The organism is Psychrobacillus sp. BL-248-WT-3, from assembly GCF_012843435.1.
GTDB lineage: Bacteria > Bacillota > Bacilli > Bacillales_A > Planococcaceae > Psychrobacillus.
Window position 1 is genome coordinate 1 of sequence record NZ_JABAFC010000016.1, and the last position, 13,693, is coordinate 13,693.

The following is a 13,693-nucleotide window of genomic DNA, read 5'->3' on the forward strand; positions in this document are numbered from 1 at the left end:
CCAACAGATCCTCCAGCTGTCCGGATCAACTGGAAATTCTATCGGAAAGAGCTCTTATTACTAATATACGAGGGGGATTTATATGATTACAAAAGCAACGAAAGAGGATGTCTCATTTATTCTTTCTCATGCAGTAAGCTCTGCATATGATGCAACGCAACTGAAAATTTCTGAGGAGAAGGCAATAGCCATGTTTCAAGGCGTTATAGATAAAGGTGGCTTCTACTTAGTGATTAAAGAAGAGGAAGCTATTCAAGGCTGGATCATGTTAGGTGAAAATACAGACTATTTTACTGACAACAAGTATGGGTTTATATATGAAATCTATGTAATGCCCGCCCATAGAGGAAAGGGACTTTCTAAAATCCTCATTAATGAAGGAAACTCCTATTTTAAAGAACAAGGCTATGAAGCGGTCCGATTAAATGTGTTTGCCTCCAACTTTGCCAAAGAGATTTATAAGAAGGTTGGATTCCAAGAGGTTAATTGTATAATGGAAGTTAAATTATGACGTACTGTTAAACTAATTCACCTAAAGCTCCAAGCGATCCATGCTTGGAGCTTTTTGCATCTCACCGACTAATCATACTAAAGGCAGGAATCTTTCGGCTCACTCACCTTAAGTATTACATCCGTTTCAGCCCCTGGTCTTAGTAACAATTCATCCTCACGAACAATGTGATATTCTTGCCATTTTTATACAATTATAAAGAAATTACATCAAGAGCACTCATACACATTGTTTTCATTTAAAAGGAGGAGTCAAGTGTGTCATTGTTAACCAGGTGGGCATTTAGCAACAAAGCAGCAATAGCTGTATTGACCGTATTAGTTTTAGTAATTGGGGTGATTAGTTACTTTCGTTTGCCAATGGAGTTCTTACCTTCAGCGGATAATCCACAGGTCACCATTATAACGATGGGTTCAGGAACAGATGCAAAGACAATGGAAACTGAAGTAACAAGTCCGATTGAAAGCGCAATAAACGGTCTAAATGGGAAGTCTTCCATCTATTCCAGAACAGGGGATGGATATTCACATGTAGATATTGTCTATGAATCTGGATATGATATGAAGCTGGCAAAACAGGAGGTACAAGAAGCTTTAGCACACATTTCCTTCCCTTCCGGTATATCGGAGCCAGTAGTTTCCCAGCTGCATACGTCTATGATCCCTATTGTGAATATCGCTGTTACGTTTGAGGATGGACTTTCCTCTGAAAATGTGGAGTTTGCAAGGAACACACTCATCTCACGCTATGAGCAAATCAAAGGGATATCCAACGTAGATTTATACGGGGCACATGATACAACCATTTCGGTACAATTGGATATGGAAAAAATGCAGGAGAATCAAATTCCCATTGAATCAGTTTTAACTATACTTCAAGGACAAAATGTTGCGGTGTCTGTTGGAGAGAAGACGGTAAACGGTCAAGTCAGTAATATTAAGGTCATCGGTGATGTAACTAGCTTAGATAAGTTAAAGCAAATGACCATTGTACCTGAAGTAACACTGGAGGACATTGCTAATATTCAGGAAGCAACCGATTCAGCTTTTATGAGTCATTTTAATGGCAAGGATACACTGGATATTAGTATTACAAAGGATAGTACATCCAATGCAGTGACGATCAGTAAGGAAGTTGAAAAAGTAACAAAGGAATTAAACGAAAAGTATACGCAGCAAGAATCCGTCATTTATGTTTCTTCCTCGGACTTGGTTCAAAATTCTGTCCACACGATGATGAAGGAAGTTTTACTTGGAGCTTTGTTTGCGACTATTGTGATCATGATATTCCTTCGTAACATTCGGTCTACCTTTATTACGATTATTTCGATTCCTCTATCGCTATGTCTGACCTTATTTTTACTATCGCTATCTGGTGTTACATTGAACATCTTGACGCTTGGTGGTGTCGCTGTTGCAGTTGGGAGATTAGTGGATGACAGCATAGTAGTCATAGAGAATATTTTTCGGAAGATGCAGTCCGAGAAGTTTAGTGTTCAAATGGTTGTGGATGCCACGAAGCAGGTTGGAGTTGCCATTACCGCCTCGACATTAACGACTGTAGCTGTTTTTCTTCCCATGAGCTTGTTAAATGGTTCCTTACAGGATTTTTTACTACCCTTTGCTCTAACGGTTACCTATTCGCTGTTATCCTCTCTATTAGTTGCTTTAACAGTGGTCCCTATCATGAGTGCTAGCTTATTGAAGAACACGAAGTTACCAGAGCATAAGGCCGCTACTCGTTTTCCAAAGCTTGTCACCTGGTCGTTGAATCATAAGTGGGTCATCTTTTTGATTTCCGCAGCATTATTTTTCGGTTCCATCGCCACATACTTTTTAATACCAAAAGGAGCAGTCAATAGTTCCTCTTCCGATTATATAACCGTCACGTTAACCTATCCAACGAGCACAGCTGCCGAGGAAGTGCAGTCAAAAATGATGGATATGGAATCTTATATTCTCGAAATGGATGAGGTAGAACATGTTTTTGCGCAAGTAGGTACTCCTTCGGAGGCAGCACAATATGGAGCGGTGGGCTCTTCAACGGAAGCTTACTTCAGTATCTTATTACATGATAAGAATGATATCCCAATAGTGATGGAGTCGATTGAAGGAAAAAGAGAAATGTTTTCAAGTGCCGCATTTGAAATGACAGAAGCCTCATTTATGATGGGTGGCTCCAGTACTAATATTAATATTGATTTAGTCGGAGAGAATATCGAAAGCTTAGAAAAGCTTGCGCCGACTATTCAAGAAAAAATTCAACCTATTACTGGCGTAAATAAAGTCACTACAAATCAAGATGAAAAGAAAACGGTCTACTCACTTATTGTTGACCCTTCCAAAGGTAATACAGAGCAAATTGCTCAACAATTAGGTGTAATGTTAAATAAAACACCGATCGGAACCATTAATATAGATGGCAAGGAAAAAGCAGTTATGCTCGAGCCACTGTTAAATATAGAAAAACCAAATGATTTAGAATCTATCCAGATCAGGACTAACGAGGGAGCTGTTCCGGTAGCTTCTGTGGCAACCCTACAGTCTGAAAAGCTTGCCACTACCCTACTGCACAAGGATGGGGAAACCTATCTAAGAATTACTGCAGATGTCGATCCAGCTAGACTTTCTGAAATTGCTAGTGAAATAAACGTGGCGATATTCGGAAATGGTGAGGGCGAAAAAGGAATAGAAATATCAAAGGATATAGAAGTATTTGTAGGTGGCTCTAGTAGTCAGCAGGCAGATGAATTTGAGGATCTCTTTTTAGTGATGCTCGTCTCCATTGGATTAGTATTTTTAATCATGGTGATAACATTCAAATCCATTCGCACACCAATTGCAATTCTCTTCTCGCTACCATTAGCAGCAATTGGAGCTGTGCTTGGAATCGTAATAAGTGGTATTTCCATTGATATAACTGCTCTACTTGGTGCACTTATGCTAATTGGAGTTGTTGTAACGAATGCCATTGTCTTGCTAGACAGAGTGAAGCAAAATGAACAGAAAATGACGATACGCGAATCATTGGTTGAAGCTGCCACAACTAGAATGCGACCAATTTTTATGACAGCCATCGCGACCATCTGTGCCATGCTCCCACTGTTACTTAAGCAAGCCGAGTCAGGTATCCTTGTATCACAAAGTCTTGCAATCGTTGTAATTGGAGGATTGGCAATGGCTACCCTACTAACCTTAATCGTAATTCCATGTATTTATGAGCTTCTCTACTTTAGAAAATCTAAAAAGCAAAGACTGGCTAATACTGTGGATTGAGCATATCCAGCTGTCCATAAATTAAGATAGGATGCATCTAAATAAACCGCTCACTTAGGCTGTAGACGAGTTGTCTATGGCCTTTTATTTATTGTAAATCTATTAAATTGCCTGTTTAGTAAATCATTTGAGACTCTTTTTAAGCGATAACGTCTAATTTTGTAAAGGGGGGAAATAACTCTTGAGAATCACTAAATCTTTCATTATTTTCATAGGATTCATTTCACTATTTATAATGGGTTGTTCGAATGCTACAAAAGACGAAGTTCAAAATATAGAAGGTCAAAAAATAGAAGTTCAAAAGCGTATTGGGGATGAAAATAAATACGAGGTTTTCAAAGATATCACGAATGACGAGGATGTTGAGAAAGTTAAAGAGATTATAGATATGATGGATTGGGAAAATGCAAAAGTAGAAATGGTACGTCCTCCCGATTACCGATTTTCTTTTCTAACTCCAAAAGCAAAAGGATTAGTTTATAGCCTGTGGATCAGCCCAAACTCTACAGTGGAAATTATTATTTACGGAGAACATAAGTATTCTCAACTAGACAAGAGTAAGTCAACAGAACTGATTGAAATCCTTTCTAGGGAGTGAGGCTACGAGAAAAGTATCTCTTACTGTGACTATACACATTTCAATTAATCCATTTTTCTAGAAACAATAAGAAAAGCGAGCCACCGCAAACGCTCTTGTTTGCGACGAGCTTGTCCAGGAGCAGTATTTTCCCATTTGACCCCGAGGGGCAAGGTGCCGGAGCTAGACATCAATTTATCCACAGGTTCAGAATTTTATAATTTCCTAAACAATAAGAAAAGCCAGACCATCTGAATTCGCTTGGTCTGGCTTTTATATTATTTGAACGAAATTAATTCAGCGTCTAAGATTCCATCGCTGCCTATCATTTTAATAATTCCAACACCAGGAGCTAAGTAATAAGTGTAACCCGCGTTAGTTTTGAATATCACAACATTTTGGAAGGTACCTGCCTTTACTGTGACAGTGCTAGTTGTACTTATTACATTGATATTATAAATTATTCTATCATTTCCATCATAGTCTATCTCTTTTGTTTGCTTTCCTTCAATTAAAGGATATTGTACATTAAATAGACCCCAATCTGTATAATTTACACCAAATGTTATAGTAGAATCTCCCTCGTCAGAAGTAAATTCGTTATACACATATCCACCAATTTCCTGGCCCGGTATCGTCAGAAGAGTACGATTTGCACCAAATTCATTTTCAACTTTTGTAATAAACTCTCTCTTTGTAGGCTCCGTAAAGCTTGGTGAATACGTAAGCTTCATACCAGCTTTTGGGGTGATTCCACCGTGTACTTCCTTGTTCAACAAGGCAAGCTTGCTTTTAGATGGTGTTTCGTATTTTAACTTTGTACTTTTTTGCACGAAGCTACTTGCACCTAATCCATATAAGCCGCCGTTTGACCCCTTATACGTGTAAACTCTATATTCATCGCCCTTTTTAAGAGTGCGAACCTTGCTAAGTGATCCATTTGAACCGATTTTAACTAAATCCGTGTCTGCTAAAATGGTTACCTTACCAATTTGTCCTGCCTTTAATTCTGTTTTGCCCCACATAACCTTATGTGTAGCTGCTTCAGCAGATATGTTAACGGTCGCCGTAATTCCCAATGCCAACACACCTACTAATACTAATTTAATCATTTTTTTAATCATTTTTAATCTCTCCCTTTCCTCTCTACTCTAACATAATTACTGTAAAATAGTATTCATTATTGGATGAATAGGTAATAAAATGTATTTAGAAAATATTTTTGTATTTATTTAACATTAAATGTTAAAATGGGCTTTCATCCTACCCGCAAATTTTTTAATGTATGGACTTTTTATCCATAAAAAAAGAACTGCCAATAAAGCAGCTCTCTTCCTAATTAACGTGATGGTTTTATTGGGGCACAGTCTGTACAGCTTTTCTGGTTACTCCCTTTAAACTTTGTTAAAGTCTTTTCAAAGACATTTCCACAGGAACATTTAAACTGTAATTTTTGAGAGAAACCTTTATATTCTGTCGACAGTAATTCACTGGTTGAATTCTTTTTCACATACTCACGGATTTCTTCAATCGTCCATCTTTTATTCATCATGACACCTCCGACATAGCTTCCGAATAAACATAAAGGAAGAAGCTTCGGAAACTTCCTTTCAACCGGGATCATCTGCTCCTAATCTACCTAAGGCTCCTATTATAGCATAGAACGTGCTTTCTTCACTACTTATACTAGCTCAAATACTGCCCCTTTTGGATATAAGGATACATAGCTTCCTTCATCAGTTTCAAAAGCTATTTCCACGCCTTCTGTTAGCTTTTTTTCTGATAATAGCTTCCATATGGAATTAAACGCAATCTCTATATCTAAAACTTGAAATGTGCTTGTTCCTGCTCCCGCTCCGATTTCCGATCCATAGGCATACCCGTTGCCAGTGTACATTAGTTCTTCTTCCACTATTTCTTCTACCATATGGCTTTTGTCCTCTGTCATCTCAAACTCTTCCTCGTTCTCCTCATTGTATCGATATTGAATATAAACTTTCTTTAAATCCTTTTCTTCCACCAGTTGATAGCCTTGATTAGCCTTCTCATCTGCTAGGCTTTTCATGAACTTTTTACGATTCTCCCAAAATCTTAACTTCTGCTCTTCTCCCTTACCTTGGATTCCAAGTGTGCCACTCACAATAGTAATTGGACCTCTAAATAGATATTCGGATATATTCCAAAATAGCGTTTTGTTTCCGGACTTCTTAATCATTAAAATTTTCATTTGTCTCCATCCCCTTTGTATATAGTCGCCAAAACTATCCCCTTGTTTTTAATAGATTGATATCTTCTACGTTCCTTTCATATAAGAAGATATCATTATTATCTATTAGCTTCTGCACTGAAATTACACTTCGAATTTTTTCAACTGCTATATCCAAATCATCTACCATGCAAAATATATTCACCATCTGATCGTCACCTATACCCACACCATCGGTAAATCCAACACCAGTTTCATCTAGCTCTTTTTCTATCAGCTTACAAAGCTCCATACTCGCATTTTGTAAATCTTCATGTGACCAACTTCCATTATTATAGATATGAATGATAAGCTCCTCTGGCCCCATGCTATCCACAAACCCTTGATTTCTTTTTTCCTCTACTAATCTTTCAAGACGCTTCTTACCATTTTCAAAAAGTCCAAGCTGAATCTCTTCCTTATTCTTATTAACCCCAATGATTCCAGATTCCACATACAATTTCTTTCGATACACCCATGCCTTCCAATAATGGGTATCATGCGCACTCTTTTTATGTAGCTCAGCCATTCCTTAAACCTCCTAACAAAATAATAAAAACCTTATAACAATTATATCCTTTTTTTGCATTTGGTGATTATATATGAGTGACTTATTTCCGAATGGCAGCGATCCATACTTAGTTAGAAATACGACTATTTTTTACTCGAAAATTATGGCTGGCCTTACGGGTATGGGCGGTTTTCATTGCTTTATGGGACACTTCTAACCTATTTATGGGCACTTTCCACCCTCTTTATGGGACACTTCTAGCCTGGTTATGGGCGCTTTATTACTTTTACGGGCGCTTTTCTTTGATTTATGGGACACCTTCAGGTAGTTTATGGGCGGTACTCACTGGTATGGGGGGTTTCCATAACTTTATGGGACACTTCTAATCTATTTATGGGCACTTTCCACCCTCTTTATGGGACACTTCCAGTCTGGTTATGGGCGGCTTATTACTTTTATGGGCGCTTTTCTTTGGTTTATGGGACACTTTTAGTCTGTTTATGGGCGGTACTCACTGGTATGGGGGCTTTCCATAACTTTATGGGACACTTCTGACCTATTTATGGGCACTTTTCACCCTCTTTATGGGACACTTCCAGCCTGGTTATGGGCGGTTTATTACTTTTACGGGCGCTTTTCTTTGGTTTATGGGACACTTTCAGGTAGTTTATGGGCGGTACTCACTGGTATGGGCGCTTTACATAACTTTATGGGACACTTCTGACCTATTTATGGGCACTTTTCACCCTCTTTATGGGACATTTCTTGCCTGGTTATGGGCGCTTTATTACTTTTACGGGCGCTTTTCTTTTGTTTATGGGACACCTTCAGGTAGTTTATGGGCTCAACTCAATAACCCCTTCCAAGAAAACCCTTTCCCTAGCTGCCACCCAAGCCTAAAGCGTCAACTTTCATCAACTAATCCTTTATGGTTTCCAACGCTTTTTTGAATAAATTTGTCACATTTACAATTGTGTAAAAGAACGTTCAAATCTTCTTGAAGAATTTGTGAAGTCCGGTTTTATTGTTCGTTTTTTTAAATGGAAGGTAATAAGATAGAGGCACAGAGAGAAATTCTTTGAACCAATACTAGTTATTTGAGCTTTTTATAATAGATTGGAAAGGAGTACAACAATGAAATTAAAATGGAAGTGGACTCTTTTGACGATGGTTTTCACTATTGTCACTGTGTTAACAGGCTGTGAGCCATTACTTGTTTTAGATCCTAAAGGTCCACAGGCCGAAACACAGGCAAATGATATTATGCTATCTATTTTCCTGATGTCCGGGATCGTAATTGTCGTTTTAGCTATTTTAGTATTTGTGTTAATAAAATACCGTGCTTCTAAGCAAAGTGAGGATTATGAGCCACCTCATATAGAAGGAAATCCAATTGTGGAAGCAATTTGTGTCGGGGTTCCTATTTTAATCGTTATTTTTCTTTCCATCGTATCGGTAAGAAGTAACTATATCGTTGAGTCGACACCTCAAGGCTATGAGGATCAAGAGCCGTTAATCATTTATGCTTCTTCCTCCAACTGGAAATGGCATTTTAGTTATCCAGAACAAGATATCGAAACAGTTAACTACTTATATATCCCCGCTAATCGGGCGATTGAGTTTAAATTATATTCACATGGACCAATAACTAGCTTCTGGATTCCACAGCTAGGCGGACAAAAGTATGCAATGTCTGACATGGTTACTACCTTACACCTAGCAGCTGATGTGGAAGGCGAATTCATGGGAAGAAATGCGAACTTCAGTGGATCCGGATTTGCAGAAAACATCTTTGACGTTACCTCTATGTCTCATGCTGATTTTGAGGAATGGGTAGAGGAAGTACATGAAACTGCACCAGCACTTACAGAAGACAAGTTTGAAGAGTTATTAGAGCCAGGACATCTTGGACGCTCTACGTATACAGGAACACATTTAGAATTCTCCCCTGCTCCTAGTCACGACCATGATTCAGACGAAGAGGATGCAGATCACGAGCATCATGACATGGAGGAATCCGAGCATGAGAATCATGAACAAACGAATACCGATGAAGAATCCGAGCATTCTCATCATTAATAGAAGGTTTACCAGATTACTATAGTCCAAGCTATAGATTCCTGAAAGGAGAAACAAAAGTATGGATTTCTTTGATCGCTTTGCCGTACCACATCCAAGCTTTTTGATATATGCATCCATGGTCGGTATCGGCCTTACGATGCTTGCGATAGTTTTAGGTATTACCTACTTCAAGAAATGGGGATACCTGTGGCGCGAATGGATCACTACTGTAGACCATAAGCGTATTGGTATTATGTACTTGCTATCTGCATTACTAATGCTTTTCCGCGGAGGCGTAGACGCAATTATGATGCGCTATCAGCTTTCGGTGCCAGAAAACACATTTTTAGATTCACAGCATTACAATGAAGTCTTCTCCACGCACGGAGTAGTAATGATTTTATTCATGGCAATGCCGTTTATCATCTTTTTCTTTAACTACGTTATTCCATTACAAATCGGAGCTAGAGATGTTGCGTTTCCACGTTTAAATGCACTTAGCTTCTGGTTGTTCTTTATGGGTATGGGATTATTCAACATTTCCTTCATCGTAGGTGGATCACCTGATGCAGGATGGACTTCCTACTTCCCACTAGCAGGTAACGAGTTCAGTGCCTCTGTTGGTACGAACTACTATATGATCGCAATACAAATAGCTGGTCTGGGTACGTTAATGACTGGTATTAACTTTATTACAACGATACTGAAAATGAGAGCACCTGGTATGACACTAATGAAGATGCCAATGTTCACATGGTCAGCATTTATCGCTAACGTAATTATCGTGTTCGCTTTCCCTGTATTAACTGTATTACTTGCAATGGGAACGATGGACCGACTGTTTGGAACGAACTTCTTTACAACAGACAATGGTGGTATGGATATGCTCTGGGCCAACCTGTTCTGGGTTTGGGGACATCCAGAGGTTTACATCCTAATCCTGCCGGCATTCGGTATATTCAGTGAGATTATTTCCACCTTTGCACGACGCAATCTATACGGCTATAAGTCGATGGTTGCTTCTATGGTAGTGATCTCTCTTCTATCCTTTGTCGTTTGGGCCCATCACTTCTTTACAATGGGTCAAGGTCCACTGTCTAACAGTATCTTCTCCATCACAACGATGGCAATTGCTGTTCCAACAGGGGTCAAGATCTTTAACTGGCTATTCACCCTTTGGAAAGGGAAGATCGAGTTCACGACACCAATGCTTTACTCAATCATGTTCATTCCACTGTTCACACTAGGTGGAGTTACAGGAGTAATGCTTGCTATGTCAGCAGCCGACTATCAATATCATAATACGATGTTCTTAGTAGCCCATTTCCATAATGTAATTATTCCTGGTGTTGTTTACGCAATGCTAGCTGGTCTTACTTACTATTGGCCGAAAATATTCGGTTTCATGTTAAACGAGCGATTAGGAAAATGGACTGCTTGGTTAATGTCTATTGGATTCGTTCTTGCCTTCATCCCAATGTATATTACGGGATTAGACGGTCAAGCACGTCGTATGTACACATATTCAGAGTCAACAGGCTTTGGAATGTGGAATATGGTTTCGTTCATCGGAGCCGGTGTAATGGCAATTTCATTCGCGTTACTTGTTTACAATATCTACTGGAGCATCCGTTATGCTTCTCGCGATATCGGAGACGATCCATGGGATGCACGTTCACTTGAATGGGCTACTCACACTCCAGTACCTGAGTATAATTTCGCAGTTACACCACAAGTTGATTCAACACAAGCATTTTGGGATTCTAAGAAAAACGGCTATGAGTTATTCCAAGGAAAAGTTGAGAAAATTCACATGCCGAATAATAGCGGTTTACCATTTATCATGAGCTGTATCTTCTTCGTCTTTGGATTTGCGATGGTCTTCAGTATATGGCCACTTGCCATTGTTTCATTGATTGGTATTTTAGGCTGTCTAGCTTACCGTTCGTTTGAACAGGATCACGGAAGATATATTTCGGTAGAGGAAATCGAAGAAACGGAAAGAAAATTGCGAGGTGCTAAAAAATGAAGGTAGATAAGTCACTTCCACTAGAATACAGCACAGAAGAAAATAGCTTAAAAATATTAGGCTTTTGGATTTTCATCGGAGCGGAAATTATGCTTTTCGCAACACTTTTCGCCTCCTACTTCACCCTAGAGAACCGCGTAGGTAGCGGTCCCTCTGGTGCAGAAATTTTTGAAATAACACCAGTGTTAATCGAAACACTTTTACTTTTAACGAGTAGCTTTACAATCGGACTTGCTATTCATGCAATGCGATTGAATCGTACGAAAGCAACGATGACTTTCTTTGCGATCACTCTTCTTCTAGGAGCAGCGTTCCTTGGAGTAGAAATTTATGAGTTTATGCACTATGTGCATGTTGGAGCTGGACTTCAAACTAGTGCCTTCACTGCGATTTTATTGACGACGCTAGGAACACACGGCTTGCACGTAACATTCGGTTTGTTCTGGGGATTATTTATTCTCCTTCAAATCAAAAAACGTGGCTTGACTCCGGAAACGGCTAATAAGTCATTTATCTTCTCACTATATTGGCATTTCCTAGATGTGATTTGGATTTTCATCTTCAGCTTCATCTACTTGAAAGGAATGATGTAATATGAAAGAATTATTCCCTCTTAAACAAGTAATGGGCTTTGCGTTTTCATTAGTGCTTACAGCAGTAGCACTGTTGGTGTACTTCATGGATATGTCATTCGGAGTTGGAATGACCGTCTTACTACTAACAGCGTTTACACAGGCTGGCTTACAGCTTGTCGTATTCATGCATGCCGGTGAATCGGAAGACAAAAAATCCATTTACGTCAATGTGTATTATGGATTGTTGCTCGCATTATTTACGATTTTAGGTACGTTACTAGTAATGGTTTGGGATATGTAATATAGAAAGAGCGTCTACTATAGGCGCTCTTTTTTTATTGCTAGACTAATCCCTTTTATGCAATAAAAAAAGGCATCTAGAGTGGATCCTCTAAATACCTTTTACGAGCATCTCTTGTTTAGACACTCTCTTTTTTCAATTGTTTGGAGATCATTTCCTCTGAAGCAACCAATATCATGCCGATGATAAATGTGAAAACTGCTCCCATGACGATTCCGATACCAACGCCCATTATCGTGCTATATTCACTTACGAATGTTCCATATAAAAAGACAGCAATTCCTATAGTTAACAAGGCTGCACCTACAACTTTTGTAGCGTGTAACATTTTTACGTATGATTCCATTTGAAATACACCCCTCTTAACTATTATTATTCACCTCGTTCACATTTTTGTCAATACTTTTTGTCCGAAATGTGAACAAATAACGAGGAAGGAGGATTTTGCTTGCTTGCTAATTAAAAATTGGTAGTTGTTGATCAATCATTAGTCTGCTTATTTTATTAATCGGTCGGTTTTAGGCGATAATCGGTCGGTTATCCTAAATAATCGGTCGGTTCTTGCTCATAATCGGTCGGTCGAGCCAAATAATCGGTCGGTCAACCCTAATAATCGGTCGGTCACCCGAATGATATGCCCCCTAGCGTATACACAAACAGAAAAAACTCCCCAGTAGGCTACTGGAGAGTTCTTTTTATCATTTATTACTGTGCAGTCAATCCGCCATCGATGACGAATTCAGATCCTGTTGAGTAGCTTGATTCGTCAGATGCTAGGAAAAGGACTAGATTAGAAACTTCTTCTGATTGTGCAACGCGTTTAAGTGGAATGTGCTTAGCGAATTCTTTAATCAGTTCTACTGCGTCGCCTTGGCTTACCATTGGTGTTTCGATTACGCCTGGGTGTACAGAGTTCACGCGGATGCCTAAGTGAGCTAATTGAAGAGCTGCTGCTTTCGTCATACCACGTACCGCGAATTTAGTGTCTGTGTATCCAACTGCTCCACCAACTAATCCGTTCATAGAAGAAATGTTGACGATTGAGCCACCACCAGCTTTTTCCATAGAAGGAACAACTGCCTTTGTTCCAAGGAATACTGAGACTTGGTTGATGTCTACGATTTTACGGTAATCCGCTTCTGTCATATCCATTAGAGGTTTCGCCATGCTAATACCTGCATTGTTAACTAAAATGTTAGCTGGACCAAATGCTTTTTCTGTTTCTTCGATTACAGTTGCCCAATCTGCTTCTTTTGTTACGTCTTGCTTCACGAACAAAACGTTTTCTCCTAATTCTTTTGCTAACGCTTGTCCGCCTTCTTCATTTAAATCAGTGAAAACAACCTTCGCGCCTTCACTTACAAATTTACGTACGTGAGATTCACCCATTCCACGTGCTCCACCTGTAACAATAGCAACTTTATCCGTTAAACGACCCATTATAAATTCCTCCAAGAATCATATTTTTTATTAATAAAGTAAACGATTACAACCCTATTATAGTTCTCTTTTCTTCAAAACCAAAGAGATGCTACAATGTTAAAAATACTGTATTAGTCTTAGCCTTTTAGCTAAGAAAATACCTTCACTAATATAAATCCATACTGT

The 13,693-nt window shown here is 39.0% G+C and carries 13 protein-coding genes; 7 read left to right on the forward strand and 6 right to left on the reverse strand.

Annotation, left to right across the window (positions count from 1 at the left end; translation table 11 throughout):
* Positions 1-82: 82 nt before the first annotated feature.
* The 3 genes from HF876_RS09915 to HF876_RS09925 all read left to right on the forward strand — a co-directional run bounded on the left by HF876_RS09915 (position 83) and on the right by HF876_RS09925 (position 4,384).
* Positions 83-511 carry a GNAT family N-acetyltransferase gene (locus tag HF876_RS09915; protein ID WP_169359911.1) on the forward strand — a complete coding sequence of 143 codons (429 nt, stop codon included), beginning with the start codon at positions 83-85 and terminating at the stop codon, positions 509-511.
* 257 nt (positions 512-768) lie between these two features.
* Positions 769-3,786, forward strand: coding sequence for an efflux RND transporter permease subunit (locus HF876_RS09920; protein ID WP_169359912.1), 3,018 nt, complete (start codon positions 769-771; stop codon positions 3,784-3,786).
* A 181-nt stretch (positions 3,787-3,967) separates the two neighbouring features.
* Positions 3,968-4,384: a YhfM domain-containing protein gene (locus HF876_RS09925; protein WP_240949724.1), complete on the forward strand. Its 417-nt coding sequence runs from the start codon at positions 3,968-3,970 to the stop codon at positions 4,382-4,384.
* Between the two features lie 257 nt (positions 4,385-4,641).
* Here HF876_RS09925 and HF876_RS09930 read toward each other — a convergent pair whose 3' ends face one another.
* The 4 genes from HF876_RS09930 to HF876_RS09945 form a co-directional block, all read right to left on the reverse strand.
* On the reverse strand, positions 4,642-5,487 hold the full coding sequence (locus HF876_RS09930) for a hypothetical protein (protein ID WP_169359913.1): 846 nt from the start codon (positions 5,485-5,487) through the stop codon (positions 4,642-4,644).
* A 215-nt stretch (positions 5,488-5,702) separates the two neighbouring features.
* On the reverse strand, positions 5,703-5,912 hold the full coding sequence (locus HF876_RS09935; RefSeq protein ID WP_169359914.1) for a hypothetical protein: 210 nt from the start codon (positions 5,910-5,912) through the stop codon (positions 5,703-5,705).
* Between the two features lie 132 nt (positions 5,913-6,044).
* Positions 6,045-6,590, reverse strand: a complete 546-nt coding sequence (locus tag HF876_RS09940) for a hypothetical protein (protein ID WP_169359915.1) — start codon at positions 6,588-6,590, stop codon at positions 6,045-6,047.
* A 34-nt stretch (positions 6,591-6,624) separates the two neighbouring features.
* Positions 6,625-7,137, reverse strand: a complete 513-nt coding sequence (locus HF876_RS09945; protein WP_169359916.1) for a hypothetical protein — start codon at positions 7,135-7,137, stop codon at positions 6,625-6,627.
* A 1,116-nt stretch (positions 7,138-8,253) separates the two neighbouring features.
* On the opposite strand from HF876_RS09945, the gene qoxA reads away from it, so the two are divergent.
* The 4 genes from qoxA to qoxD all read left to right on the forward strand — a co-directional run bounded on the left by qoxA (position 8,254) and on the right by qoxD (position 12,085).
* Positions 8,254-9,198: a cytochrome aa3 quinol oxidase subunit II gene (gene qoxA / locus HF876_RS09950; RefSeq protein WP_169359917.1), complete on the forward strand. Its 945-nt coding sequence runs from the start codon at positions 8,254-8,256 to the stop codon at positions 9,196-9,198.
* A gap of 61 nt (positions 9,199-9,259) precedes the next feature.
* Positions 9,260-11,209 carry a cytochrome aa3 quinol oxidase subunit I gene (gene qoxB / locus HF876_RS09955; RefSeq protein ID WP_169359918.1) on the forward strand — a complete coding sequence of 650 codons (1,950 nt, stop codon included), beginning with the start codon at positions 9,260-9,262 and terminating at the stop codon, positions 11,207-11,209.
* Complete coding sequence (gene qoxC / locus HF876_RS09960) at positions 11,206-11,802, forward strand: cytochrome aa3 quinol oxidase subunit III (protein ID WP_169359919.1); 597 nt, start codon at positions 11,206-11,208, stop codon at positions 11,800-11,802. Before qoxB ends, qoxC begins: the two co-directional genes overlap by 4 nt.
* 1 nt (position 11,803) lies before the next feature.
* Entirely contained in the window at positions 11,804-12,085 is a 282-nt protein-coding gene (gene qoxD, locus HF876_RS09965; protein ID WP_169359920.1) for a cytochrome aa3 quinol oxidase subunit IV, read from the forward strand.
* A 118-nt stretch (positions 12,086-12,203) separates the two neighbouring features.
* Here qoxD and HF876_RS09970 read toward each other — a convergent pair whose 3' ends face one another.
* Complete coding sequence (locus tag HF876_RS09970; RefSeq protein ID WP_169359921.1) at positions 12,204-12,431, reverse strand: hypothetical protein; 228 nt, start codon at positions 12,429-12,431, stop codon at positions 12,204-12,206.
* Positions 12,432-12,790: 359 nt separating this feature from the next.
* Complete coding sequence (locus HF876_RS09975; RefSeq protein ID WP_169359922.1) at positions 12,791-13,525, reverse strand: glucose 1-dehydrogenase; 735 nt, start codon at positions 13,523-13,525, stop codon at positions 12,791-12,793.
* Positions 13,526-13,693 lie beyond the last annotated feature (168 nt).

Coding starts and splice junctions, on each gene's coding strand:
- HF876_RS09915 (WP_169359911.1), top strand. CDS start 83: ATGATTACAAAAGCAACGAAAGAGGATGTCTCATTTATTCTTTCTCAT.
- HF876_RS09930 (WP_169359913.1), bottom strand. CDS start 5,487: ATGATTAAAAAAATGATTAAATTAGTATTAGTAGGTGTGTTGGCATTG.
- HF876_RS09935 (WP_169359914.1), bottom strand. CDS start 5,912: ATGAATAAAAGATGGACGATTGAAGAAATCCGTGAGTATGTGAAAAAG.
- HF876_RS09940 (WP_169359915.1), bottom strand. CDS start 6,590: ATGAAAATTTTAATGATTAAGAAGTCCGGAAACAAAACGCTATTTTGG.
- HF876_RS09945 (WP_169359916.1), bottom strand. CDS start 7,137: ATGGCTGAGCTACATAAAAAGAGTGCGCATGATACCCATTATTGGAAG.
- qoxA (WP_169359917.1), top strand. CDS start 8,254: ATGAAATTAAAATGGAAGTGGACTCTTTTGACGATGGTTTTCACTATT.
- qoxB (WP_169359918.1), top strand. CDS start 9,260: ATGGATTTCTTTGATCGCTTTGCCGTACCACATCCAAGCTTTTTGATA.
- qoxC (WP_169359919.1), top strand. CDS start 11,206: ATGAAGGTAGATAAGTCACTTCCACTAGAATACAGCACAGAAGAAAAT.
- qoxD (WP_169359920.1), top strand. CDS start 11,804: ATGAAAGAATTATTCCCTCTTAAACAAGTAATGGGCTTTGCGTTTTCA.
- HF876_RS09970 (WP_169359921.1), bottom strand. CDS start 12,431: ATGGAATCATACGTAAAAATGTTACACGCTACAAAAGTTGTAGGTGCA.
- HF876_RS09975 (WP_169359922.1), bottom strand. CDS start 13,525: ATGGGTCGTTTAACGGATAAAGTTGCTATTGTTACAGGTGGAGCACGT.